The sequence below is a fragment of the Pseudoduganella sp. jia 9 genome (assembly GCF_055502615.1).
Window position 1 is genome coordinate 1 of record NZ_JBUPWE010000027.1, and the last position, 24,047, is coordinate 24,047.

Annotated in this window: 22 protein-coding genes; 17 read left to right on the forward strand and 5 right to left on the reverse strand. The window is 64.0% G+C overall.

Annotated elements, in window-relative coordinates; all coding sequences use genetic code 11:
• The first annotated feature begins 83 nt into the window (after window positions 1-83).
• The 6 genes from tnpA to ACY34H_RS27640 all read left to right on the forward strand — a co-directional run bounded on the left by tnpA (window position 84) and on the right by ACY34H_RS27640 (window position 4,235).
• Window positions 84-443 carry an IS66-like element accessory protein TnpA gene (tnpA, locus tag ACY34H_RS27615; RefSeq protein ID WP_464976077.1) on the forward strand — a complete coding sequence of 120 codons (360 nt, stop codon included), beginning with the start codon at window positions 84-86 and terminating at the stop codon, window positions 441-443.
• Window positions 440-787 carry an IS66 family insertion sequence element accessory protein TnpB gene (gene tnpB / locus ACY34H_RS27620; protein ID WP_464976078.1) on the forward strand — a complete coding sequence of 116 codons (348 nt, stop codon included), beginning with the start codon at window positions 440-442 and terminating at the stop codon, window positions 785-787. Before tnpA ends, tnpB begins: the two co-directional genes overlap by 4 nt.
• Before the next feature lie 30 nt (window positions 788-817).
• The gene (tnpC, locus tag ACY34H_RS27625; RefSeq protein ID WP_464976079.1) at window positions 818-2,398 is read left to right on the forward strand and encodes an IS66 family transposase; all 1,581 of its coding nucleotides are present in this window, start codon (window positions 818-820) and stop codon (window positions 2,396-2,398) included.
• A gap of 44 nt (window positions 2,399-2,442) precedes the next feature.
• Window positions 2,443-2,973, forward strand: a complete 531-nt coding sequence (locus ACY34H_RS27630; RefSeq protein WP_464980690.1) for a sigma-70 family RNA polymerase sigma factor — start codon at window positions 2,443-2,445, stop codon at window positions 2,971-2,973.
• Window positions 2,970-3,605, forward strand: coding sequence for an NrsF family protein (locus ACY34H_RS27635; RefSeq protein ID WP_464980631.1), 636 nt, complete (start codon window positions 2,970-2,972; stop codon window positions 3,603-3,605). Before ACY34H_RS27630 ends, ACY34H_RS27635 begins: the two co-directional genes overlap by 4 nt.
• A gap of 327 nt (window positions 3,606-3,932) precedes the next feature.
• Window positions 3,933-4,235, forward strand: a complete 303-nt coding sequence (locus ACY34H_RS27640; protein ID WP_464980632.1) for a spondin domain-containing protein — start codon at window positions 3,933-3,935, stop codon at window positions 4,233-4,235.
• Between the two features lie 74 nt (window positions 4,236-4,309).
• Here the strand turns inward: ACY34H_RS27640 and ACY34H_RS27645 are convergent, their stop codons facing one another.
• Entirely contained in the window at window positions 4,310-4,858 is a 549-nt protein-coding gene (locus ACY34H_RS27645) for an acyloxyacyl hydrolase (protein WP_464980633.1), read from the reverse strand.
• Window positions 4,859-5,016: 158 nt separating this feature from the next.
• Between ACY34H_RS27645 and ACY34H_RS27650 the strand changes: the two genes are divergently transcribed.
• A complete protein-coding gene (locus ACY34H_RS27650; RefSeq protein ID WP_464980634.1) occupies window positions 5,017-5,916 on the forward strand; it encodes an NAD(P)-dependent oxidoreductase in 900 nt (299 codons plus the stop codon).
• A 54-nt stretch (window positions 5,917-5,970) separates the two neighbouring features.
• Here ACY34H_RS27650 and ACY34H_RS27655 read toward each other — a convergent pair whose 3' ends face one another.
• Window positions 5,971-7,164, reverse strand: a complete 1,194-nt coding sequence (locus tag ACY34H_RS27655) for a M20 aminoacylase family protein (RefSeq protein ID WP_464980635.1) — start codon at window positions 7,162-7,164, stop codon at window positions 5,971-5,973.
• Between the two features lie 192 nt (window positions 7,165-7,356).
• Between ACY34H_RS27655 and ACY34H_RS27660 the strand changes: the two genes are divergently transcribed.
• The 4 genes from ACY34H_RS27660 (at window position 7,357) to ACY34H_RS27675 (ending at window position 14,267) form a co-directional block, all read left to right on the forward strand.
• Window positions 7,357-9,432 (forward strand): molybdopterin-containing oxidoreductase family protein, encoded by a 2,076-nt coding sequence (locus ACY34H_RS27660; RefSeq protein ID WP_464980636.1) that lies wholly within the window; start codon window positions 7,357-7,359, stop codon window positions 9,430-9,432.
• A gap of 9 nt (window positions 9,433-9,441) precedes the next feature.
• Window positions 9,442-10,572 (forward strand): aminopeptidase, encoded by a 1,131-nt coding sequence (locus tag ACY34H_RS27665; protein WP_464980637.1) that lies wholly within the window; start codon window positions 9,442-9,444, stop codon window positions 10,570-10,572.
• 281 nt (window positions 10,573-10,853) lie between these two features.
• Window positions 10,854-12,551, forward strand: coding sequence for a long-chain-fatty-acid--CoA ligase (locus tag ACY34H_RS27670; protein WP_464980638.1), 1,698 nt, complete (start codon window positions 10,854-10,856; stop codon window positions 12,549-12,551).
• A 45-nt stretch (window positions 12,552-12,596) separates the two neighbouring features.
• Entirely contained in the window at window positions 12,597-14,267 is a 1,671-nt protein-coding gene (locus tag ACY34H_RS27675; RefSeq protein WP_464980639.1) for a long-chain-fatty-acid--CoA ligase, read from the forward strand.
• A 55-nt stretch (window positions 14,268-14,322) separates the two neighbouring features.
• Here ACY34H_RS27675 and ACY34H_RS27680 read toward each other — a convergent pair whose 3' ends face one another.
• Both ACY34H_RS27680 and ACY34H_RS27685 read right to left on the reverse strand, forming a co-directional pair.
• On the reverse strand, window positions 14,323-15,891 hold the full coding sequence (locus tag ACY34H_RS27680; protein ID WP_464980640.1) for an alkaline phosphatase D family protein: 1,569 nt from the start codon (window positions 15,889-15,891) through the stop codon (window positions 14,323-14,325).
• Between the two features lie 2 nt (window positions 15,892-15,893).
• Complete coding sequence (locus ACY34H_RS27685) at window positions 15,894-16,337, reverse strand: acyl-CoA thioesterase (protein WP_464980691.1); 444 nt, start codon at window positions 16,335-16,337, stop codon at window positions 15,894-15,896.
• Window positions 16,338-16,402: 65 nt separating this feature from the next.
• Here ACY34H_RS27685 and ACY34H_RS27690 point away from each other — a divergent pair, with 65 nt between their 5' ends.
• A complete protein-coding gene (locus ACY34H_RS27690) occupies window positions 16,403-18,226 on the forward strand; it encodes an ABCB family ABC transporter ATP-binding protein/permease (RefSeq protein WP_464980641.1) in 1,824 nt (607 codons plus the stop codon).
• Window positions 18,227-18,365: 139 nt separating this feature from the next.
• On the opposite strand, the gene ACY34H_RS27695 is transcribed toward ACY34H_RS27690, so the two are convergent.
• Window positions 18,366-19,628, reverse strand: a complete 1,263-nt coding sequence (locus tag ACY34H_RS27695; protein WP_464980642.1) for a dicarboxylate/amino acid:cation symporter — start codon at window positions 19,626-19,628, stop codon at window positions 18,366-18,368.
• Window positions 19,629-19,790: 162 nt separating this feature from the next.
• Here ACY34H_RS27695 and ACY34H_RS27700 point away from each other — a divergent pair, with 162 nt between their 5' ends.
• The 5 genes from ACY34H_RS27700 (at window position 19,791) to pyrC (ending at window position 24,044) form a co-directional block, all read left to right on the forward strand.
• Window positions 19,791-20,516 carry an amino acid ABC transporter ATP-binding protein gene (locus tag ACY34H_RS27700; protein WP_464980692.1) on the forward strand — a complete coding sequence of 242 codons (726 nt, stop codon included), beginning with the start codon at window positions 19,791-19,793 and terminating at the stop codon, window positions 20,514-20,516.
• A gap of 67 nt (window positions 20,517-20,583) precedes the next feature.
• Entirely contained in the window at window positions 20,584-21,498 is a 915-nt protein-coding gene (locus tag ACY34H_RS27705) for an amino acid ABC transporter substrate-binding protein (protein ID WP_464980643.1), read from the forward strand.
• A 31-nt stretch (window positions 21,499-21,529) separates the two neighbouring features.
• Window positions 21,530-22,261 carry an amino acid ABC transporter permease gene (locus tag ACY34H_RS27710; protein ID WP_464980644.1) on the forward strand — a complete coding sequence of 244 codons (732 nt, stop codon included), beginning with the start codon at window positions 21,530-21,532 and terminating at the stop codon, window positions 22,259-22,261.
• 10 nt (window positions 22,262-22,271) lie between these two features.
• On the forward strand, window positions 22,272-22,949 hold the full coding sequence (locus tag ACY34H_RS27715) for an amino acid ABC transporter permease (protein WP_464980645.1): 678 nt from the start codon (window positions 22,272-22,274) through the stop codon (window positions 22,947-22,949).
• 42 nt (window positions 22,950-22,991) lie between these two features.
• Window positions 22,992-24,044: a dihydroorotase gene (gene pyrC / locus ACY34H_RS27720; protein WP_464980646.1), complete on the forward strand. Its 1,053-nt coding sequence runs from the start codon at window positions 22,992-22,994 to the stop codon at window positions 24,042-24,044.
• Window positions 24,045-24,047: the final 3 nt, after the last annotated feature.

Below are 24,047 nucleotides of genomic sequence, written 5' to 3' on the forward strand. Positions count from 1 at the left end.
GTAAGCGTACAGCCTGCACCGTCTAGACACTGAATAGCACCAGTTGCCAAGATAGTCCCCACTAAATTTTGGTGGAGACTATCTTGGAGAGTGAGGTCAAACCCGGCAGGCGCCGACGCAGTACGAACTACCCACTGGAGTTCAAGCGGAAGTTGGCGCAACAGGCGTGCGAACCCGGTGTGTCGGTTGCACAGCTGGCTCTGCAGCATCAGTTGAATTCGAATATGGTGTTCAAATGGCGGCGCCAATTGCGCGCCGGCCTGTTCGATCAACCGGGGCTGGTTGCGGTGACATTGGCGCCAGTGATACCGCCACGGCTTGGTGTGAGCGATCAGCGCTGCGAAGGCGTGATCGAAATCCGGCTGGGCAATGCGACGATGCGGATCGAAGGTCGGCCCGATCCAGCAACGCTGGCAGTGGTCCTGGAAGGGCTACGCCGATGATCGGCCTGCCCGCAGGAACACGTATCTGGCTCGCGGCCGGCGTGACCGATATGCGTTCCGGCTTCAACGGTTTGGCCTCAAAAGTGCAGACTGCCTTGGAGGAAGATCCGTACAGCGGCCATGTGTTTGTTTTCCGCGGCCGGCGCGGCGATCTCATTAAAGTGCTGTGGTGGACTGGCGATGGCCTGTGCCTGCTGTGCAAGCGCCTCGAGAAGGGCCGCTTCATCTGGCCACAGGCCACGAGCGGTACCGTCACGCTGACACAGGCCCAACTCTCGATGCTGCTTGAAGGGATCGACTGGCGCCGGCCAGAACGGACTTGGCGACCGGAGTCGGCCTTGTAAACTTGCTATCGTCAGCGTAAACTTGGTCGCATGCTCAACGCCGCTGACCTGCCCGACGATATCGCTGCCTTGAAGGCCATGCTGCTGGCCAGCGAAGCGCGTGCTGCACGGATTGAAACATACGCAGAACAGAGCGAAGCGCGCTTGGCGCATTTGACCGCTGAACTGTCGAGGCGGGACGCCGAGATCGAGCACCTGAAGCTGGTCCTGGCCAAGCTCAAGCGCATGCAGTTTGGCCGCAGCTCTGAAAAGCTGGACCAGCAGATAGAGCAACTGGAACTGCAGCTGGAAGACCTGGAAGCGGAAGAAGCGGTCGCCGAGGCCCAGGCGCCTGCAGAGGTAGCGCCTCGCAAGAAAGCCGAACGCAAGCCGCTGCCACCACATCTGCCACGCGAAGAGCATGTGCACTCACCGGGCAATGATGCCTGCCCGGACTGCGGCGGCCACCTGAAGTATCTGGGTGAAGACGTCTCGGAGCAACTGGAGTACGTGCCGGCCAGTTTCCGCGTGATCCGCCACGTACGTCCCAAGCTGGCCTGTGCCTGCTGCGATACGATCGTGCAAGCACAGGCAGCAAGCCGGCCGATCGAGCGCGGCATCGCCGGTCCTGGACTGCTGGCCCATGTGCTGGTAGCGAAGTATGCCGACCACCTGCCGCTGTATCGCCAAAGCGTGATCTACGGCCGTGAAGGCGTGGAGCTTGAGCGCAGTCTACTGGCCAACTGGATCGGTGCCGCCAGCATGCTGCTGCGTCCCCTGATCGATGCCCTGCGCCGCTATGTTTTTGCCGGCACTAAACTGCATGCCGACGATACGCCACTACCGGTACTGGCGCCAGGCAACGGCAAAACGCGCACGGCACGCTTGTGGACTTACGTGCGCGACGACCGCGCCGGCGGTGACGACACGCCACCGGCAGTATGGTTTGCATACTCACCCGACCGCAAAGGCGAACATCCGCAGGCGCACCTGGCCAACTTCAACGGCGTGCTGCAGGCCGACGCTTACGCCGGCTTCAATGCGGTCTACGACACTGGCCGCGTGATCGAAGCAGCATGCTGGGCACACGCGCGACGTAAGTTTTACGACCTGCATGCGGCGCGCCCGACACCGCTGACCACCGAAGCGCTGCGCCGGATCGGCGAGCTGTATGCCATCGAAGAATCCATCCGCGGCAAGCCGCCCGACGAACGTCGTGTCACCCGCCAGCAGCAAGCGAAACCGCTGCTCGACGACCTGGAGCGCTGGCTGCACGCCACGCTCGCTACGCTGTCGCGTAAATCCGATACGGCGGCAGCGATCCTGTATGCCCTCAAGCTGTGGCCGGCACTGATCCGCTATGCCGACGATGGCCGCATCGAAATCGACAACTCGGCCGCCGAACGCGCGCTGCGCGGCGTCGCGCTGGGCCGGCGCAACTTCCTATTTGCCGGCGCCGACAGCGGTGGCGAACGCGCCGCTGCCATGTATGGGCTGATCGGAACGGCCAGGCTGAACGGCATCGACCCCGAAGCCTGGTTGCGCCACGTGCTGACGCATATCGCCGATCATCCTGTGAACCGCGTCGACGACTTCCTGCCCTGGAACTGTGCCGCCAAACTGGCCGGCTGAACTCCGCTTCCCAGCGGTGTGGCAAACATCATCTCGCTTTCCATCTGACGGCTCAAGACGGTGCTGAACAGACGCTTACGGGCGATGAGGCTGCTTACCGGGAATTCCTGCAGTGCGCCGCCGTCCACCTGCGCAAGTTCCTGCGCCGCCGCATGGGGCAACGGCCTGATGAGGTGGAAGACCTGGTACAGGAAGCGTTGCTGGCAATTCATCGTCAGCGGCATACTTATGATGCCAGCGCTCCGCTGACCTCGTGGATATACGCAATCACCAAATACAAGCTGCTAGACTGGCTGCGGCGCCACGCCCGTCAAGCCGCCCTCAACGATCCGCTCGACGAGGAACATGAGCTCTTCACTGGTGCCGGCCTGGAGGCGGCCGAAGCCGGCCGGGACCTGGACAAGGCACTGGGTCTGTTATCCGAGCAGCAAAGGGCGGCAATCGTACACACCAGGCTCGACGGATGGTCGGTACGGGAAACCGCCCAGGCGCTGCGGATGTCGGAAGCCAGCGTCAAGGTCGCGGTACACCGCGGACTGAAGGCACTTGTGGAAAAATTCCGGACCAGACAATGAATACCAACGACCTGATCGCAACGCTCGCTGCCGATACCCCGGTACGCCGGCCAACGGTTCTAGCGCGCATGCTGCCGCTGCTGGCAGCCACTGGGTTGAGCCTTGCCATCATTGTGGTGGCGCTCGGCATCCGTGCCGATTTGATGGAGCTTGCCGCCACAGGGCTTTTCTGGCTCAAATGTGCATTCGTCGGCAGCCTTGCACTGATCGGCCAGCGCGCGGCACGGATTTCCGGCGTGCCGGGTGCGCGTCTTCGCACATTGCCTTGGCTGCTGGCGATACTGCTCGTCATCATGGCTGCCACCGCGGCCATTACATTGGCCGACGAAGCGGCCGGCGATCGCGCCCGGCAGGTCTGGGGCAGTACCTGGCGTACGTGCCCGTTGCTGATTGCGCTGCTGTCGCTGCCGATCTTCGCGGCGATGATGTATCGGCTGCGGGGGCTGGCGCCAACCCGGCTTCGGCTGGCAGGAGCCATTGCAGGGTTTGCCGCGGGGGCACTCGCCGCACTGTTGTACTGCCTGCACTGCCCTGAGCTGTCCCCTTCGTTCGTCGCCATCTGGTACGGACTTGGCATCCTGATCCCGACCGTGGCCGGCGCCGCGGCCGGCCGCACCCTCCTTGCGTGGTAACGCCCGCAAAATAAATCTCGTTTCTCTGTAACCGCCCGCGCTGCGCCAGCGAATACGTTGGTGTTGGTTCGCCAACGCTTCAACCGGGCTTTCCGGCTCCGCCAATCACGGCACCCTACAGAGGAACGTCATGAACAAATCAATCGCTGCAGCCTTCTCCTGCCTGCTCATCTCGACCGCCGCGACCGCCGGCGATACCCGGAAGGGCGAACCGGTGACCCAGGGGCAAACCATGCAGAAGGATGTGATGAAACAGGGGGAAATGAAGAAGGCGGATCAGGAGGAAATGCGCGCGAAGGCAAAGGACATGAAGAAGGATAGCCAGGCATGTACACCTACACGCTGGCAGCCTACGATGCCGGTACCGAGGCCAATAATGAAGCGGCGGCGGCGGCAGCGGGCGTCAACCAGCCCGGCATGGGGCTGCCGCCTTTCCTTAACGATCCCAACGGCAATGCTGCCGCAGGCATCTACCCGGATGCGCCAGGCTTTGCCGCTGCGGCGGCGGAAGGATACGTGCATGTGCACCGCGGCATCGTTGGCGGGCCGGCTGGAGGCGAAAGCGCCCTCGAGCAGTCCACGTATCGCTGGTTGAACCCGGTGGCCCGCGTGACGGTCACTGTAAAGTAGGGCGTCCAAAAACAATGGCCCGCCAGAGGCGGGCCAGGTGCAGCGAGTGCCCGGGATGCCGGGGCAGCCATGCGTCAGAAGCGGTAAGCCAGCTTCACCACGCCGTAATCGACGCCACTGTTCGGCTTCTTGATGCTGCCGTTCGAGAAGTGCTGCATCTTCACTGCCACTTCCCAGTTCTTGTTGAACACATATCCAACGCCGATGTGGTCGCCGAACTGGAACGCCGTCGACAGGCGGTCGTCGTTGTTGTTATAGGTTTCGGACATCAAGTGAGCACCGATGCCGATCTCGGCATAAAAGCCCAGTTTGTTCTTGTTCTCGAAGCGGAATACCGGCGTGAAGCCGATATCGACGATATGCTGCTTATCGCCAGGAACGTTCTTGTACTGGCGCCCCTGCCAGTAGCCGGCGCTGGCATCCCAGTAGCCGGTCAGGTGCGTGTTGCCGGAATCGAACCAGCTCCAGTTCGGGTTCCAGTCCTTGGTCACGCCGACGCGCGCCATGCGGATTTTCGATGCGGTTGCGGCCTCGCCATACACGCCATCGATCAGTTGGCCTTCGGCCGCGAATGCGGCATTGGCCGCCAGCAGTGCGGCCATGGCCGCGATCATTTTTTTCATGTTCGTATTCTCTCAAGTGACATGCTGTATACATAATCGATACGGCAATCCAGCTATTGTAGCGGGCTCGACGGATTTAAGCTGAAGGACACCTAAAGCGTATCCGGTCCCTGTGCTGATCAAATCAACAATATTGCGGAGCAAATAAAGTGGCATTCTTGACGAAAATAGCTTTTCTCGGTATCGGCTTGATGGGAGAGCCGATGGTACGCCGGCTGTTGCAGGCCGGGCTTCCCGTCCACGCATGGAACCGTACTTTCAGCAAGGCCGAGCGTCTCGCACCGGATGGCGCCGTTGCCGTACCCGGCCTGGCCGACGCCGTGCGCGATGCCGACATCGTCATCTCGATGCTGGAAGCCGGCCCGGTGGTCAGCGCTGTCATCGACGACGCATTGCCATCGCTGCGCCCGGGTGCGTTATGGATCGACATGAGTTCCACCCGCCAGTCCGAAGCCCAGGAATTCCATGCCCGGCTGGAGACTGCCGGCTGCCGCTTCGTCGATGCCCCCGTATCCGGCGGTGTCGGCGGCGCCCAGGCGGGAACGCTGGCGATCATGGCGGGCGGCAGCGTGGCGGACATCGACGATGCCCGTCCGGCCTTCGAGGCGATGGGGCGCGTCACCAGGGTCGGCCCGGCCGGTGCCGGGCAGGTGTCGAAGCTGTGCAACCAGCTGATCGTTGGCGGCACGATCAATATCGTCGCGGAAGCGTTATTGCTGGCCCAGGCCGCCGGTGCCGATCCCGCTGCCGTGCGCGCGGCGATCCGGGGCGGCTTTGCCGAGAGCCGCGTTCTCGAGGTCCATGGCCAGCGCATGCTGGAGCGGAACTTCCTGCCCGGCGGCCAGGTCTCCACGCAACTGAAAGACCAGCACAACATCCTGGCCGCCGCGGCAGCAGCCGGCGTCGCGCTGCCAGTCACCAGCCTGGTGACCGAACGTTATGAATCGATCCGGGATGTGCATCCGCAAGCCGATCACTCGGCGGCGCTGCTGGCGCTCGAACAGTTGAATCCAGGCCGGCGCGTCGGCGAGGCGCCGGATCAGTTGCCGCCGGCTTGACGCAATCGATCGAATTCAACGATCGAACTGAATTGCCGGAGCTGGTCGCGGAACTTAGCGCAGCGGCAGGGCCGTTTCCACCAGCCGCACCCAGAAACTGGCGCCCACCGGCAGCAGGTTGTCGTTGAAATCGTAGCTGCCGTTGTGCAGCACGCAGGGCCCCAGGCCGTGGCCGCCGGTGCGGTGGTCGCCGTCGCCGTTGCCGATGAAAATGTAGCAGCCGGGCTTTTCCTGCAGGAAGAAGGCGAAGTCCTCGGCACCCATCGTGGGCTCGGCATTGGCATCCACGTTGTGTTCGCCCACCACGGCCTTCATCACATCCACGGCGAAGGCGGTTTCCCTTTCGTGGTTGACGAGCGGCGGATAGTTGCGCTTGAAGTGGAAATCGACTTCCGCCTCGAACGCGGCGGCGATGCCTTCGGCCAGTTCCCGCATGCGGCGCTCGACCAGGTCCAGTACCGGTGTCGTAAACGTGCGCACGGTGCCCACCAGCTGTGCCGTGTCGGGAATCACGTTGGTGGCGCTGCCGGCGTGGATCTGCGTGATCGACAGCACGGCCGTGTCCAGCGGGCTCTTGTTGCGCGTGATGATGGTCTGCCATGCCTGCGCGATCTGCACCGCGATCATCACCGGGTCGATGCCCTTGTGCGGCTGGGCCGCGTGCGCGCCCTTGCCGCGCACCGTCACGTGGAATTCGTTCGACGACGCCATCATCGGCCCCGTGCACACGTTCATCGTGCCGGCCGCGTAGCCGGGCCAGTTGTGCATGCCGTAGATGGCTTCCATCGGAAAGCGTTCGAACAGGCCATCCTCGATCATCTTGCGGGCCCCGGCACCACCTTCCTCGGCCGGCTGGAACACGAGATACACGGTACCGTCGAAGTCGCGCTGCCGTGCCAGGTGATAGGCGGCGCCCAGCAGCATCGCCGTATGGCCATCATGGCCGCAGGCGTGCATCTTGCCGGGGTGGCGCGACGCATGCGGGAAGGTGTTCACTTCCTGCATCGGCAACGCATCCATGTCGGCACGCAGGCCGATCGCGCGGTCCGAGGTGCCGTTCTTGATGATGCCCACCAGGCCCGTCACGCCGAGGCCCCGCACCACGGGGATGCCCCATTCCGTCAGTTTCGCAGCGACCACGTCGGCGGTGCGCACTTCCTCGTAGGAGAGCTCGGGATGGGCATGCAGGTCGCGGCGGATCTCCTGCAGCTCGGATTGAAACGCAATGATGGGTTCTACAAGTTTCATCTGGCTCTCTCCATTATTCTCTTGCGGCCCCGGATGGTGGGCCGCAACGCCAAACACGCCAATGACATGCAGTAACGTGCCAATGAGCGAAAGAACATTGTAGCCTTTGTAACGGCCCCACGGCCACCCCGCGCGGCTGCCCGCCGGATGGTTTACGATAGCGGATTGTTCTTCACAAGTTCCATCGCCGCCATGACCTCCACCCAAGTGCGCGCCGCCTGCCCGCACGACTGCCCCGATACCTGCGCCATCCTCGTCACCGTCGAAAACGGCGTCGCCACCGAGATCAAAGGTGATCCCGACCATCCCACCACGGCTGGCGTGCTGTGCACCAAGGTGTCGCGCTACGCCGAACGTACTTACTCGCCGGACCGGCTGCTGTATCCGCTGCGCCGTGTCGGCAAGAAGGGCGAGGGGAAATTCGAGCGCATCGGCTGGGATGAAGCCCTGGACGAGATCGCCTCCCGGCTCGCGCCGCTGGCACAGGCCGCGCCGGAAGCCATCCTGCCCTACAGCTATTGCGGCACGATGGGCCTGCTGCAGGGCGAATCGATGTCGTCACGCTTCTTCCACCAGCTGGGCGCCTCGCTGCTGGACCGCACGATCTGCGCGATGGCCGGGGCCACCGGCTACAAGTACACGATCGGCGGTTCGATCGGCACCGATCTCGAGCACTTCCAGGACGCGAAAGTGATCCTGATCTGGGGCGGCAATCCGATCGCATCGAACCTGCACTTCTGGATGCGCGCGCAGGAAGCCAAGCGGCGTGGCGCGACGCTGGTGGCGATCGATCCCTACCGCTCGCTGACGGCCGAGAAATGCCACCTGCATATCGCGCCGATGCCGGGTACGGATGCCGCGCTGGCGCTGGGCATGATGCACGTGCTGATCGCCGAAAACCTGGTCGACGACGACTACATCGCGCAGTACACGCTGGGTTACGAACAACTGAAGGAGCGCGCCGCCGAGTGGCCGCCGGCACGCACTGCCGCTACCTGCGGCATCCCGGAAGAACAGGTGCTGGAGCTGGCGCGCCTGTATGGCGGGACGGCAAAGGCCGGCGAGCCGGTAGCGATCCGCGTCAACTACGGTGTGCAGCGTGTGCGCGGCGGCGGCATGGCGGTGCGCAACATCGCCTGCCTGCCGGCGCTCGTCGGCGCGTGGCGGCACGCGGCGGGCGGTATCCAGCTGTCGACATCCGGCTCCTTCCCGACCAACAAGCCGGCGCTGCAGCGCCCGGACCTGCTGAAGAAACTGCCCCGCACGATCAACATGACAACGATCGGCGACGACCTGCTGCGCCCGGCCTCGCCGGAGTTCGGGCCACGGGTGGATGCCGTCATCGTCTACAACTCGAACCCGGTGGCCGTGGCGCCGGATTCGTCGAAAGTGCAGGCCGGCTTCGCGCGCGAAGACCTGTTCACCGTGGTGCTGGAACAGTTCCAGACCGATACCGTCGACTACGCGGACATCGTGCTGCCCGCTACCACGCAACTGGAGCACGCCGATGCGCACCTGGCATACGGCCACCTGTACATGATGGCCAATAACCCGGCCATCGCGCCGCTGGGCGAAGCGAAACCGAACACGGAGATTTTCCGCTTGCTGGCGGCCCGCATGGGCTTCACCGACCCCTGCTTTGCAGAGACCGACGATGAACTGGCATCCCGGGCATTTCGAAAAGATGACGCAAGATCTATTCATTTTGACTGGGATTCGTTGAAGAAGAAGGGCTGGCAAAAGCTGGAGATGCCGGCGGCGCCATTTGCCTATGGCAAATTCCCCACACCTTCAGGAAAATGCGAGTTCTTTTCGGAAGCAATGCAAGCGGATGGCCTGGACCCCCTCCCGGCCTATATCGAGAACTATGAATCGGCGGCATCTACCCCCGATCTCGCAGCAAAATACCCCTTGGCGATGATATCTCCGCCGGCGCGCAACTTCTTGAACTCCACCTTCGTCAACCTGCAAAGCCTGCGTGCCACGGAAGGCGAGCCGCAGCTCGACATTCATCCTGACGATGCGGCAACACGTGCCATCAATCACGGCGATATGGTGCGCATCTTCAACGATCGTGGTGCTTTCGTGTGCAAGGCCCGCGTGACTGAAAAGGCCCGCAAGGGCCTCGTCGTCGGGCTGTCGATCTGGTGGAAGAAGCTGGCGCGCGATGGCAAGAATGCCAATGAGGTGACTAGCCAGCGCCTGACCGACATGGGCCGCGCGCCGACTTTTTACGATACACTGGTTCAAGTCGAACGTGTCTCATGAGTAGGAAGCATGCGCAAGATTGCCCGTTTAAAAATACGTGCCAAGTACCTCGTGGCAGGGCTTTCTTGCGCGGCGGTGCTGGCCGGCTGCGCGCAGGTGAAATACTATTTTCAGGCAGCCCAGGGCCAGTATTCGCTCTGGTCCGATTCGCGCTCCGTCGACGACTGGCTGGGCGATCCCAACACCGAACCGAAACTGCGTGCGCGCCTGGAAAAGGCCGTCACGATCCGCAAGTTCGCCGTGCGCGAACTGGGCTTGCCCGATAACGCCAGCTACAAGCAATACGCCGCCCTGAACCGCCCGTTCGTGCTGTGGAACGTCGTTGCCACGCCCGAACTTTCCCTGCGGCCCATCCAGTGGTGCTTCCCGATCGCCGGCTGCGTCGCCTACCGGGGCTATTACAGCAAGGAAGACGCGATGGCCTATGCGGAAGAACTGCGCAAGGAAGGCGACGACGTGCAGGTGGGCGGTGTGCCTGCCTACTCCACGCTGGGCTGGTTCAGCGATCCGCTGCTGTCCACCTTCATCAATTATTCGGACGCCGAACTGGCCCGCATGGTATTCCACGAACTGGCTCACCAGGTCGTGTACATTCCCGGCGATTCGCGCTTCAACGAAGCGTTTGCCTCAGCCGTCGAGGAAGCGGGTGTCGATCGCTGGCTCGAGCTGTACGGCAACCAGGCGATGCGCGAAGCGTATGCCCGCTACAGCATGCGCCGGAAGGAATTCCTGGCGCTGCTGGTCAGGCATCGCCAGATGCTCTCCGAGCTGTATGCCGGCAAGGCCAGCGTGAAGAAAAAGCGCGAGGAAAAAGCGCGTATCTTCGCATCGCTGCACAAGGAATATGCCGTGCTGAAGGAAAGCTGGGGCGGCTATGCCGGCTATGACCGCTTCTTTGCCGAGAAGCTGACGAACGCCCACCTGGCCGCCGTGGCCACCTATAATGATCTCCTGCCCGGCTTCAAGGCATTGCTGGCCCAGGAAAAGACGTTTCCACGCTTTTATGCTGCAGTGCAACGCATGAGCAACCTGCCGTCCGTCGAGCGCAGCGAGCGGCTGGCCGAACTTGCGCGTTCCGCGGCGCCGGCTGCCGTGACCGTCGTGGCAGAAAAAGAAGCGGAAACGGCACGCGGCCACTGACATTCGCATGTGACCTGGCATGGCTCGGGTGCTGCGCTGCCGCAGGCGTATCGCCCGGGCGCGGCTGGGCGAACGCAGCAGCAGGCCGCTATCGTGGTCCGCAAAAAGCGCTTGCATACGGCCCTGCCTGCCGATAGCATCTTAGCTCGCAGATAGTACGAGCGTTCGTTTTTTTTGGAAGTCGACACCGCGACAGCCCGCCGGCCCTGTGCAGCCGGCGGCCCATGACAGCGGGGCGAGCCACGATCGCCCTGCAATAAAACGGAGACAAGAGGCACAGCATGGACAAGATCTGGTTGAAGTCGTACCCATCCGGCGTTCCTGCCGAGATCGATCCGAACCAGTACCGCAGCCTGGTACATCTGCTGGAGGAGTCATTCCAGAAATACGCGGGCCGCAGGGCGTTCGTGTGCATGGACAAGTTCATCACCTTCGGTGAGCTCGACACTTATTCGAAACGCATCGGCGCCTGGCTGCAAAGCCGCGGCATGAAGCCGGGTGCGCGCGTGGCGCTGATGATGCCGAACGTGCTGCAATACCCGGTCGCCCTGGCCGCCGTGCTGCGTGCCGGCTACACGGTGGTCAACGTCAATCCGCTGTACACGCCGCGCGAGCTGGAGCACCAGCTGGCCGACTCGGGCGCGGAAGCGATCGTCATCCTGGAAAATTTCGCCCATACGCTCGAGCAGGTGCTGGGCCGCACGGCGGTGAAGCACATCATCGTGGCCAGCATGGGCGAGATGCTGGGCATGGCCAAGGGCCTGGTGGTCGACTTCGTGGTGCGCAACGTGAAAAAGATGGTGCCGGCCTATTCGCTGCCGAACGCGGTGCGTTTCAAGGAAGCGCTGTCGCATGCGTCGGGGATGAAGCTCACCCCGGTGGAAATCACGCATGACGACGTGGCCTTCCTGCAGTACACCGGCGGGACCACCGGCGTGTCGAAAGGCGCGACCCTGACGCACCGGAACGTGATCGCCAACGTGCTGCAGGTGGAAGCCTGGTCGCAACCGGGCCTGGCCAGGGAGCCGCGCGTCGAGGAGCTGTCGATCGTTTGCGCGCTGCCGCTGTACCACATCTTTGCGCTGACGGCTTGCGCGATGTGGGGCATGCGCATGGGCGCGCTGAACATCCTGATCCCGAATCCGCGCGACATCGGCGGCTTCATCAAGGAACTGGCGAAGTACAAGTTCAACATGCTGCCGGCGGTGAACACGCTGTACAACGCGCTGGTGAACCATCCCGATTTCCACCACCTCGATTTTTCCGGCCTGAAGATCGCCAACGGCGGCGGCATGGCGGTGCAGCAGGCCGTCAACGACAAATGGCTGAAGGCCACGGGCGTGGCGATCATCGAAGGCTACGGCCTGTCCGAGACGGCGCCGGTGGCTACCTGCAACCGAGCCGACAGCACCGCGTTTTCCGGCACGATCGGCTTGCCGATCCCGTCAACCGAGGTGACGATCCTGGATGACGACGGCAACGAGGTGGCACTGGGCCAGCCCGGCGAGATCGCCATCCGCGGTCCCCAGGTGATGGCCGGCTACTGGAACCGGCCCGAGGAAACCGCCAAGGTGATGACGGCCGACGGCTACTTCAAATCCGGCGATGTGGGCGTGATGGACGAGCGCGGCTATGTAAAGATCGTCGACCGCAAGAAGGACATGATCCTCGTCTCCGGCTTCAACGTCTACCCGAACGAACTCGAAGCGGTGGTGGCCGCGCACCCGGGCGTGCTCGAAGTGGCCTGCATCGGCGTGCCGGACGCGCACTCCGGCGAGGCGGTCAAGCTGTACGTGGTGCGCAAGGATCCGACCCTCACGGTCGATGCCCTGATGGCCTACTGCAAGGAAAACCTGACCGGCTACAAGAAGCCGAAATACATCGAGTTCCGCGACGAACTCCCGAAAACCAATGTCGGCAAGATCCTGCGGCGCGTATTGCGCGACGAAGCCACGGCCGGCACCAAGGAAGCTGCATGAGGCATCCCTACAAGGGATCCCCGAACAACACGAAAGAGGCACTGCATGGAAAAAATCTGGTTGAAATCCTACCCTGAAGGCGTACCCGCCGAGATCGATGTCTCGCAGTACACCTCGGTGACGCATCTGCTTGAGGATTCGTTCCGCAAGTATGCCGGTGAAAAGGCCTACGTCTGCATGGACAAGTTCCTCACCTATGCGCAGGTCGACCAGATGTCCCGCAAATTCGGCGCGTGGCTGCAGGGCAAGGGCCTGCAGAAGGGCGCGCGCGTGGCGATCATGTTGCCGAACGTGCTGCAATATCCGGTGGCGATGGCCGGCATCCTGCGTGCCGGCTACACGGTGGTCAACGTCAATCCGCTGTACACGCCGCGCGAGCTGGCGCACCAGCTGAAGGATTCGGGCGCCGAAGCGATCATCGTGCTGGAAAACTTCGCCAACACGGTGCAGCAGGTGCTGCATGAAACCCCGGTACAGCACGTGATCGTGGCCACGATGGGCGACCTGCTGGGCGGCGTGAAGGGCGCGATCGTCAACTTCGTCGTGCGCCGCGTGAAAAAGATGGTGCCGGCCTTCTCGCTGCCGCGCGCCGTATCGTTCAAGCAGGTGCTGGCCGAGGGCGGCCGCATGACACTGCACCCGGCCAGGATCGGCCACGACGACATCGCCTTCCTGCAATACACGGGCGGCACCACCGGCGTGTCGAAAGGGGCCGTGCTGCTGCACCGGAACGTGGTCGCCAACGTGCTGCAGAACGAAGCCTGGCTGCACATGGGGCCGCAGCAGGAGCAGGTGGTATTCGTCTGCGCGCTGCCGTTGTACCACATCTATTCGCTGACGATTTCCGCCTTCATGGGCATGCGCCTGGGCGGCCTGAACGTGCTGATCCCGAACCCGCGCGACATTCCCGGCTTCGTCAAGGAACTGGCGAAGTACCGCGTCACGGTCTTCCCGGCCGTGAACACGCTGTACAACGCGCTGCTGAACAACCCGGACTTCGCCCATCTCGACTTTTCCAGCTACAAGGTGTGCAACGGCGGCGGCATGGCCGTGCAGCAGGCCGTGGCCGACAAGTGGCTGAAGCTGACCGGCACGCCGATCATCGAAGGCTACGGCCTGTCCGAGACGTCGCCGGTGGCGACCGCCAACCGCGTCGACATCAAGGAATTCACCGGCACGATCGGCTTGCCGATCCCGTCCACCGACGTGGCAATCCTGGATGACGATGGCAACGAAGTGCCGCTGGGCACGGCCGGCGAGATCGCCGTCCGCGGCCCGCAGGTCATGGCCGGCTACTGGCAGCGGCCCGACGAGACGGCCAGGTCGATGACGGCCGACGGCTTCTTCAAGACCGGCGACGTGGGCATCATGGACGAGCGGGGCTATACCAGGATCGTCGACCGCAAGAAGGACATGATCATCGTTTCCGGCTTCAACGTGTACCCGAACGAAGTCGAGGGCGTGGTGGCCGCGCACCCGGGCGTGCTGGAATGCGCGTGCATCGGCGTGCCGGACAAGAATTCCGGAGAAGCCGTGAAGCTGTTCGTGGTGCGCAAGGATCCGAACCTGACGGCCGAATCGCTGATGGAATTCTGCAAGCACGAGCTGACGGCGTACAAGAAGCCGAAGTACATCGAGTTCCGGGACGACCTGCCGAAGACGAATGTGGGCAAGATCCTGCGGCGGCAACTGCGGGACGAGAAGAAGGCTGCGTGACAGGCAGCTTTCCTCCAGGGCGGCAGTCTTGAAAACTGCCGCCTGAATCATCGTTCTACGTATCCACCAACCCCGCCGTGCCATCCTCGACCGCGAACCGGGCCAGCGCCTGCACTCCGCTGGCCTTGTTCCGCACATCGTCCAGCCCCTGGAACAATACCGACGTCCGCTCCGGCGTGATTTCCACCAGCATGTAGCCGCGCCGGTCGCTGCGCCCGTACCTGATGTGCGGATTCATCGCCACGTACTGCGCGGTGCGTGCCTGCGGCCGTGAGCTCGACGTGATCGAGGTGCCGCAGAATTCCGTCGCCACGACGGGATTGCCGGAAGAGCGCGGCCGGGTCGGGTCGCGCCGCAGCTCGGCCGCATAGAACGTGTGGACATCGCCGGACAGCACCAGCGGGTTGGCGGCGCCGCTGGTGCGTACCGCGTCCAGCAGCCGCTGGCGCGCGGCCGGATAGCCGTCCCAGCCGTCGGTCCAGAAGCGGCCGTCGCTGACGCGGTGGATCTCCACCTGCGACGACTGCGCCATCAGTGTCTGCTGGGCCAGCACGTTCCAGCGCGCCCTGGAGCCCTTCAGGCCATTCTGGAGCCAGGTCTCCTGTGCGGAACCCAGCATCGTGCGCCTGCCGTCCGCCAGCATCGCGCAGGCGTTGCGGTAGACGGAATTGGACCCGCCGCGGTTCGGCCGCGCGCATGCCTGCGGCGAGCGGTACTGGCGATTGTCCAGCACGTGGAAGCGTGCCAGCGCACCCCAGTCGTAGCGCTGGTACATGCGCACGTCCCTGAATCCGCTGGCGCTGAAGCGCAGCGGCTGGTGTTCGCAGTAAGCCTGGTAGGCGGCCGCGCGGCGCGCCGCGAAACCGGGTGTCAGCAGCTCGTCGCGCAATGCACCGTAGTCGTTGGCCACCTCGTGGTCGTCCCATGTCATGATCCAGGGCGCCACGTGGTGCGCCGCCTGCAAGTCGCGGTCGCTCTTGTACTGCGCGTAGCGGGCGCGGTACTGGTCCAGCGTGAAGCTCTCGTCGCGGCGCACCGCGCGCTCGGGATGTTCCAGCCGGTACTGGCCCCATTCGTAGATGTAGTCGCCGAGGAAGGCGACCAGGTCGGGCGCGGCCTGGGCCAGATGGCGCTGCGCCGCATAGTGGCCGAACTCCCAGTGCTGGCACGAGGCCACGGCCACTTTCAGCGAACGGGGCAGGGTGCCGGGCGCCGGCGCGGTGCGGGTGCGCGCCACCGGGCTGACAGCACCGTCCAGCATGAAGCGGTACCAGTACCAGCGGTCCGGCCGCAGGCCTTTCACGTCCACGTGCACGCTGTGCGCCAGCGCCGGATTGGCGGTGGCGCTGCCGCTGGCGGCAATGCGGCGGAACCCCTCGTCTTCGGCGATCTCCCAGCGCACGGCGAACGCCACTGGCGGCGTACTGCGGGCATCGAGCGGGTCGAACAGGATGCGGGTCCACAGCACCACGCTGTCGGGCAGTGGTGCGCCCGAGGCGACACCGAGCGTGAACGGATACGGCGCATTGCGCGGTGCCGCCGCGCACGCCAGTGTCGGGCCGAGCGCGGCCAGGCCGGCCACGCGCGCACCCGTCAGCAGCAACTGCCGGCGGCCGTGCTCCATCGTTACTTGTGCATCAGCGATTCGATCGGCGGCACCGGGCGGGGCCTGCGGTCCGAACCGGTGGCGACATAGGTCAGCGTGGCTTCCGTGACCTTGACGATATCCGCCTGCAGGCGGTTGCGCTCCGCATAGACCTCGACGTTGACGGTGATCGACGTGTTGCCGACCCGCACGATGTCGGCATAGAACGACAGCAGGTCGCCGACGAACACGGGATTCTTGAACACGAAGGAATTGACGGCGATCGTCGCCACGCGGCCGTTGGCGCGGCGGGTGGCCGGCAGCGACCCGGCGATGTCCACCTGGGCCATGATCCAGCCGCCGAACACGTCGCCATACACATTCGCGTCGGCAGGGGCGGGCATGACCCGCAGTTCCGGCATCTTGCCGACGGGCAGGCAATTGGGAGCGGGGGCAGGAGCGGCGGTAACGTCGGGGGTGGTCATCATGAAAACTCGTTGGGGGATACAATGGGTTCCGATTTTAAACCACGCCAGCCAGCAAGCCAGTCATGCGTCGTTCCGCCTACTCTTCAGAACCAGCTCCGCCCGCCCGCCCCGGCCGCAGCGATCTTGCCACCCTGAAAACCCTGCTGCCCTATCTATGGGTCTACAAGTGGCGCGTGCTGCTGGCCATGCTGGCCCTGGTGGGCGCCAAGCTGGCGAACGTGGGCGTACCGGTCGTGCTGAAGCACCTGGTCGACGCGATGACGCTGAAGCCCGGCGATCCCCGCGCGCTGCTGGTGCTGCCGGCCGGGCTGCTGCTCGCGTATGGCGCGTTGCGGCTGTCCACCACCGTATTCACCGAGCTGCGCGAATTCCTGTTCGCCCGCGTCACGCAGCGCGCCGTACGCACCATTGCGCTGCAGGTGTTCCGGCACCTGCACGCGCTGTCGCTGCGCTTCCACCTGAACCGGCAGACCGGCGGGATGACGCGCGACATCGAGCGGGGCACGCGCGGCGTCGGCTCGCTGATCTCGTACACGCTGTTCAACATCCTGCCCACGCTGGTCGAGATCACGCTGGTGCTGGTCTACCTGGTCACGCACTACGATGTATGGTTCACCGTGATCACGGTCAGCGCACTGGTGCTGTACATCGCGTTCACGGTGATCGTCACGAACTGGCGCACGCATTTCCGCCGCACCATGAACGACCTGGATTCGAAAGCCAACACCAAGGCGATCGACTCGCTGCTGAACTATGAAACCGTCAAGTATTTCGGCAACGAAGAGTACGAAGCGAAGCGCTACGACGAAGGCCTGAAGCACTACGAATCTGCGGCGGTGCGCTCGCAAACCTCGCTGTCCTTCCTCAACACCGGCCAGTCGGCGATCATCGCCACCGCCGTCACGCTGATCCTGTGGCGCGCGACCGTCGGCGTCGTCGACGGCACCATGACGCTGGGCGACCTGGTCTTGGTGAATGCCTTCATGATCCAGCTGTACATCCCGCTCAATTTCCTGGGTGTGATCTACCGCGAGATCAAGCAAAGCCTGGCCGACATGGAACGCCTTTTCTCGCTGCTCGACGAGAATCGAGAAGTGGCCGATGCGAAGGATGCAAAGCCGCTGGTCACGCATGGCGCACAGGTCAGGTTCTCGCATGTGCAGTTCAGCTACGAAGCCAAGCGGCAGATCCTGTTCGACGTCGACTTCACGATCCAGGCCGGCACCACCACCGCCATCGTCGGCCATAGCGGTTCCGGCAAGTCCACGCTGTCGCGGCTGCTGTTCCGCTTCTATGAAGTGGGCAGCGGCGCGATCACGATCGACGGCCAGGACATCCGGGCGGTCACGCAGGATTCGCTGCGCCACGCGATCGGCATCGTGCCGCAGGATACGGTGCTGTTCAACGACACCATCGAATACAACATCGCCTACGGCAAGCCGGGCGCCACGCATGACGAGATCGTGGCGGCGGCCCGGGCGGCATCGATCCACGACTTCATCGACAGCCTGCCGGACGGCTACCGCACGATGGTGGGCGAGCGGGGCCTGAAACTGTCCGGCGGCGAAAAGCAGCGCGTGGCCATCGCCCGCACGCTGCTGAAGAATCCGGCGATCCTGATCTTCGACGAAGCCACGTCCGCGCTCGATTCCAAGGCCGAACAGGCGATCCAGGCGCAACTGAAGGACATCGCCAGGAACCGCACGACGATGGTGATCGCCCACCGCCTGTCCACCGTGGCCGATGCCCACCAGATCCTGGTGCTGGACCATGGGCGCATCGTCGAGCGGGGCACCCATCCGGCCTTGCTGGCCGCGGACGGCCTGTATGCGCAGATGTGGGCGCGCCAGCAAGCCCGGGCCGATGCCCCGGCCGACGCCGCGTAAGTGTCGGCGCGGTTGACAGCATGGCATGCCGTCACATCCAGGGTGTGAATCGGGGGCATAGCAGCCTCAATATCTACGCGAACAGCGCTAATAAAAAAGGCCGGGCTCTCAAGCCCGGCCTTGGCGCTGGCGCCGCTGATCAGGTCAGCGGTTCCAGGGCCGGGTCCTTGTCCTTCGCAGGATGGGTCAGCTCGCCTTCCCACTTGGCCACCACGGCAGTCGCGATGCTGTTGCCGATCACGTTCGTGGCGGAACGGGCCATGTCCAGGAAGTGGTCGATCGACAGCAGCAGCACCAGGCCCGCTTCCGGAATGTTGAACTGCGACAGCGTGGCGGCGATCACCACCAGCGAGGCGCGCGGCACGCCGGCCATGCCTTTCGAGGTCAGCATCAGCACCGCCATCATCGCCATCTGGGTGCCCAGCGACAGTTCGATGCCGTAGGCCTGGGCGATGAACACCGCGGCGAACGTGCAATACATCATCGAGCCATCGAGGTTGAACGAATAGCCGATCGGCAGCACGAACGCGGCGATCCGGTTGCGCACGCCGAAGCGTTCCAGGCCTTCCAGCGTTTTCGGGAAGGCCGCTTCCGAAGACGCGGTGGAGAACGCCAGGATCGTCGGGCCGCGCACTTCCGTCATCAGCTCGAAGATGCGCTTGCCCAGGAAAATGAAACCGGCGAACATCAGCAGGCCCCACAGCAGGGCAATGCCGAAGTAGAACTCGGCCATGAATACGCCGTAGGTCTTCAGCACGATCAGGCCTTCCTTGGCGACGATGCCGGAAACGGCGGCAAACACGGCGATCGGCGCGAACTGCATCACGTAGCCGGTCACCTTCAGCATCACGTGGGCCACGCCGTCGATGGCGTCGACCATCGGCTCGGCCTTCTTGCCCACCGCGGCGGCGCCCAGGCCGAAGAACAGCGAGAACACCACGATCTGCAGGATCTCGTTCTTCGCCATGCCATCCACGATCGATGCGGGAATCAGGTGGGTGATGAAGTCCTTCAGGGTCAGGCTGCTGGTGGCGAGATTGGTCACATGTGCGGCGGTGTCCAGCGTGCCTTTCAGCGCATCGCCCGGGCGGAAAATATTCACCAGTACCAGGCCCAGCGCCAGCGACAGCACGGAAGCGCCGAAGAACCACGCCAGCGACTTCAGGCCCACCCGCCCGACTTCGCTGGCATCGCCCATGCGTGCAATGCCCACCACCAGCGTCGAGAAGACCAGCGGCGCGATGATCATCTTGATCAGCCGGAGGAACATCGTGGTGATCAGCGACATCGCATCGGAATACGACGCCGGCGCCGCCATCGTGGTGTTCAGGATGTAGCCAACCACGATCCCCAGGGCCAGTGCCACCAGGATCCAGGTGGTCAGCCGATTTTTTTTCTCCATGAGCGGTGTCTCTCCATGCTGGGGCCTTGCGGCTGCGGGGTGCGCGCCGGGGCCGGGGTTTGCCGTAAAATGATTAATTATCAGGCATTTAATTGAAAAGTTTCGCGCAGTATCCTTGGGGCATTCAACACTGTCAAGCAGGCTGTGAGCGCACGAATGGCGATGATCGACATCCAGAACATCAGCAAGTGGTATGGGCAATTCCAGGTGCTCGCCGATTGCACCACACAAGTGGCCAGGGGCGACGTGATGGTGATCTGCGGGCCATCCGGGTCCGGCAAATCCACCTTGATCAAGACCGTCAACGGCCTCGAACCGGTGCAGCGCGGCGAGATCGTCGTCGATGGCACGCCGGTGACCGCGCCCGGCACCAGCCTGCCGCGCCTGCGTGCCCGGATTGGCATGGTGTTCCAGAATTTCGAGCTGTTTCCGCACCTGTCGGTGCGTGAAAACCTGGCGCTTGGCCAGGTCAAGGTATTGAAGCGGGAGCGCGACGAGGCAAACGAACGCGGCCTGAAATACCTCGATCGTGTCGGCCTGCTGGCGCAGCAGGACAAATACCCGGCCGAGCTCTCCGGCGGGCAGCAGCAGCGCGTGGCGATCGCGCGTGCGCTGGCGATGGACCCGATCGCAATGTTGTTCGACGAACCCACCTCCGCGCTCGATCCGGAAATGATCAACGAAGTGCTGGACGTGATGGTCGGCCTGGCGCAGGATGGCATGACGATGATGGTGGTCACCCACGAGATGGGCTTCGCGCGGCGCGTGGCCAACCGCGTCGTGTTCATGGATGCGGGCCGCATCGTCGAGGATTGCGGCAAGGATGAATTCTTTGCCGCACCCCGCTCGGAGCGCGCGCGAGATTTCCTGGCCAAAATCATCCGCTGACTGGCAGGCATTCGCCGGGAGCAGGGCAGCAGCTTTTGTCGACGTGTGTTTCTCGAAGGAGGAAATCATGGCATCGATCCGGCTGGTCGTCGTTCTCGTTCTCGCACTGGCCTTTGCCGGCGCCCGCGCGCAGCAAGCTGAGCAACAGCGATCGGGCACGCTGGCCAAGATCGCGCGCGACGGCTACATCACGCTCGGCGTGCGTGAAGGTTCGGTGCCGTTTTCGTACCTGGACGACAAGGGCCGCTTCGTGGGCTACTCGGTCGACCTGTGCATGAAGATTGTCGACGAGGTGAAAAAGCGCCTGAACAAGCCCGTGGCGGTGAAGATGACGCCCGTCTCCGCCAGCAACCGCATTCCGCTGATGGCGAACGGCACCATCGACCTCGAATGCGGCTCCACCACCAACAATGCCGAGCGCGCGCGGCAGGTGGCTTTTTCGCCGACGATCTTCGTGATCGCCAACCGGCTCCTTACCCGCAAGACGGCCAATATCCGCACGCTGGCCGACATGAAAGGCAAGACGCTGGTGGCCACCGCCGGCACCACCACGCTGAAGCAGATGACGGCATTGAACCGCGAGCGCAACCTGGGCATGCGCATCGTGATCGGCAAGGACCATCCCGAGTCGTTCCTGATGCTGGAAACGAACCGCGCCAACGCCGAAGCCAACGACGACATCCTGCTGGCGGCCCAGGTGGCCGGCTCGAAGCAGCCTGCCGACTATGCGATCGGCAGCGAGGCACTGTCTGTCGAACCATACGCCATCATGCTGCGCCGCGGCGACGCGCCGTTCAAGGAAGCGGTGGATGCGGCGCTGCGCGCCGCCTTCGCATCGCCCGATTTTCCGCGCCTGTATGCGAAATGGTTTACCAGCCCGGTTCCGCCGAAAGGTATCAACCTGAGGGTGCCGATGTCGCCGCAGTTGCAGAGGCTGCTTGCCAGCCCGACCGATTCGTCCGACCCCGCCGCCTATCGTTGACAGGCTGACCGGTCGCGCCACGGCGTTCGCCATGGATTATCACTGGAACTGGGCGGTGTTCGGCGATCTGTCGCCGGATGGCGTGAACACTTACTGGCAGATGCTGCTGTCCGGCCTGGGCTGGACACTGGCGGCGTCGCTGGCCGGCTGGGCCATGGCACTGGCGCTGGGTATGCTGGCCGGCATCGCCCGCACGATGCCGCAACGCCCGCTGCGCATGGCGGCCGGCGCGTATATCGAACTGTTCCGCAACGTACCGCTGCTGGTGCAGATGTTCCTGTGGTTCTTCGTGGTGCCCGAACTGCTGCCGCGCGCGGCAGGCGACTGGCTGAAGGCCCTGCCGCAGGCGCCATTCCTCACTGCCGTGGCCAGCCTGGGATTCTTCACCTCGGCGCGTGTGGCGGTGCAGGTCGCCGCCGGCATCGACGCGCTGGCCGGCGGCCAGGCGCAGGCTGCACTGGCGCTGGGGCTCACGCGCCGGCAAGCCTACCGGCACGTGTTGCTGCCGCTGGCGGTGCGCATCGTGCTGCCGCCGCTGACGAGCGAATTCCTCAACATCATCAAGAACAGCTCGGTGGCGCTGACGATCGGCCTGGTGGAACTGACGGCCAGCGCTCGCGCTATCCAGGAATTCTCGTTCCAGGTGTTCGAGGCCTATACCGCCGCCACCGTGCTGTACGTGCTGGTCAACCTGGCCGTGATCGCCGGCATGCACGCCGTCGAGCGCCGGCTGGCGCTGCCGGGCTCGCTGCGGGTTTACTGAGAGTGCGCTGATGGAGTTCGATTTCGACGTGATCCGGCGTTCCTGGGCGGACGTGCTGCTGAACGGCATGACGTTTACCTTGCAGCTGACGGTGCTGGCCATGGTGGGCGGCGTGGTGCTCGGCACGCTGCTGGCGCTGGCCCGGCTGTCCGGCTGGCGGCCGCTGGCGCTGCTGGCCGCCGGCTACGTGAACCTGATCCGGGCGGTACCGCTGGTGCTGGTGATCTTCTGGTTTTATTTTCTGGTGCCGTACCTGGGCGCCTGGGTGATCGGCGCCGGCGAGCCGGTGCGCGTGGGCGCGTTCTGGTCCGCGCTGATCACGTTCACGCTGTTCCAGGCCGCCTACTACTGCGAGATCATGCGCGGCGGCATCTCCGCCATCCCGCGCGGGCAGGTCCACGCCGCGCAGGCGCTGGGCATGCGCTACTGGCAGTGCATGCGGTACGTGGTGCTGCCGCAGGCGCTGCGCAACATGCTGCCGGTGCTGCTGACGCAAACCATCGTGCTGTTCCAGGACGTGTCGCTGGTCTACGTGCTGTCGGTGCCCGATTTTGTCGGCGCCGCGGTGCGCGTCGCCCAGCGCGACGGGCGGCTGGTGGAAATGTACAGCTTCGTTGCCGTCGTTTACTTCGTGCTGTGCTGTGCGTTGTCGGCGCTGGCAAGGCGGATGCAGCATGCGAGGGGGTAAAATACCGCATCCGTTTTACACAGCGCTTTCCGAGACCCGCCAATGTCCACCACCTTCGACGCCCCATCTTCCCTGACCATCATCCGCCCCGACGACTGGCACCTGCACCTGCGCGACGGTGCCACCATGGCCAGCGTGCTGCCGCACAGCGCACGCCAGTTCGGCCGCGCCATCGTGATGCCGAACCTGAAGCCGCCCGTCACCACGGTCGCCCAGGCCGCCGCCTACCGCGACCGCATCCTGGCCGCGCTGCCGCCCGAGCTGTCGTTCGAGCCGCTGATGACGCTCTATCTGACCAATAACACCTCGCCGGACGAGATCCGCCGCGCCGCCGAGTCGGATTTCGTGCATGCCGTGAAGCTGTACCCGGCCGGTGCCACCACCAATTCCGATGCCGGCGTCACCGATCTCGCCAATTGCTACAAGGTGCTGGAAGTGATGCAGGAAACCGGCTTGCCGTTCCTCGTGCACGGCGAAGTCACCGATGGCGACATTGACCTGTTCGACCGCGAAGCCGTGTTCATCGAGCGCGTGATGCGCCCGCTGCGCAAGAACTTCCCGGCGCTGAACGTGGTGTTCGAGCACATCACCACCAAGGATGCGGCGCAGTACGTGGCCGAGGCCGAAGGCCCGATCGCCGCCACGATCACCGCGCATCACCTGCTGTACAACCGTAACGAGATCTTCAAGGGCGGCATCCGCCCTCACTATTACTGCCTGCCGGTACTCAAGCGCGAAGAACACCGCCTGGCGCTGGTCACGGCCGCCACCAGCGGCGACGAGCGCTTCTTCCTCGGCACCGATTCGGCGCCGCACGCGCAGGGCGCCAAGGAAGCGGCCTGCGGCTGCGCCGGCTGCTATACCGCGCTGCACGCGATGGAGCTGTACGCCGAGGCATTTGAACGCGCCGGCGCGCTGGACAAGCTGGAAGCCTTCGCCAGCCTGAACGGCCCGGCGTTCTACGGCCTGGCGCCGAACGAGGGCACGATCACGCTCAAGCGCGAACAGTGGACGCTGCCGGAAACCCTGCCGCTCGGCGAGCAGCAGGTAGTCCCGCTGAACGCTGGCGAAGCCATCAACTGGAAAATGGTGTAACGG

Coding starts and splice junctions, on each gene's coding strand:
- tnpB (WP_464976078.1), top strand. CDS start 440: ATGATCGGCCTGCCCGCAGGAACACGTATCTGGCTCGCGGCCGGCGTG.
- tnpC (WP_464976079.1), top strand. CDS start 818: ATGCTCAACGCCGCTGACCTGCCCGACGATATCGCTGCCTTGAAGGCC.
- ACY34H_RS27635 (WP_464980631.1), top strand. CDS start 2,970: ATGAATACCAACGACCTGATCGCAACGCTCGCTGCCGATACCCCGGTA.
- ACY34H_RS27640 (WP_464980632.1), top strand. CDS start 3,933: ATGTACACCTACACGCTGGCAGCCTACGATGCCGGTACCGAGGCCAAT.
- ACY34H_RS27645 (WP_464980633.1), bottom strand. CDS start 4,858: ATGAAAAAAATGATCGCGGCCATGGCCGCACTGCTGGCGGCCAATGCC.
- ACY34H_RS27655 (WP_464980635.1), bottom strand. CDS start 7,164: ATGAAACTTGTAGAACCCATCATTGCGTTTCAATCCGAGCTGCAGGAG.
- ACY34H_RS27660 (WP_464980636.1), top strand. CDS start 7,357: ATGACCTCCACCCAAGTGCGCGCCGCCTGCCCGCACGACTGCCCCGAT.
- ACY34H_RS27665 (WP_464980637.1), top strand. CDS start 9,442: ATGCGCAAGATTGCCCGTTTAAAAATACGTGCCAAGTACCTCGTGGCA.
- ACY34H_RS27670 (WP_464980638.1), top strand. CDS start 10,854: ATGGACAAGATCTGGTTGAAGTCGTACCCATCCGGCGTTCCTGCCGAG.
- ACY34H_RS27675 (WP_464980639.1), top strand. CDS start 12,597: ATGGAAAAAATCTGGTTGAAATCCTACCCTGAAGGCGTACCCGCCGAG.
- ACY34H_RS27680 (WP_464980640.1), bottom strand. CDS start 15,891: ATGGAGCACGGCCGCCGGCAGTTGCTGCTGACGGGTGCGCGCGTGGCC.
- ACY34H_RS27685 (WP_464980691.1), bottom strand. CDS start 16,337: ATGACCACCCCCGACGTTACCGCCGCTCCTGCCCCCGCTCCCAATTGC.
- ACY34H_RS27690 (WP_464980641.1), top strand. CDS start 16,403: ATGCGTCGTTCCGCCTACTCTTCAGAACCAGCTCCGCCCGCCCGCCCC.
- ACY34H_RS27695 (WP_464980642.1), bottom strand. CDS start 19,628: ATGGAGAAAAAAAATCGGCTGACCACCTGGATCCTGGTGGCACTGGCC.
- ACY34H_RS27700 (WP_464980692.1), top strand. CDS start 19,791: ATGATCGACATCCAGAACATCAGCAAGTGGTATGGGCAATTCCAGGTG.
- ACY34H_RS27705 (WP_464980643.1), top strand. CDS start 20,584: ATGGCATCGATCCGGCTGGTCGTCGTTCTCGTTCTCGCACTGGCCTTT.
- ACY34H_RS27710 (WP_464980644.1), top strand. CDS start 21,530: ATGGATTATCACTGGAACTGGGCGGTGTTCGGCGATCTGTCGCCGGAT.
- ACY34H_RS27715 (WP_464980645.1), top strand. CDS start 22,272: ATGGAGTTCGATTTCGACGTGATCCGGCGTTCCTGGGCGGACGTGCTG.
- pyrC (WP_464980646.1), top strand. CDS start 22,992: ATGTCCACCACCTTCGACGCCCCATCTTCCCTGACCATCATCCGCCCC.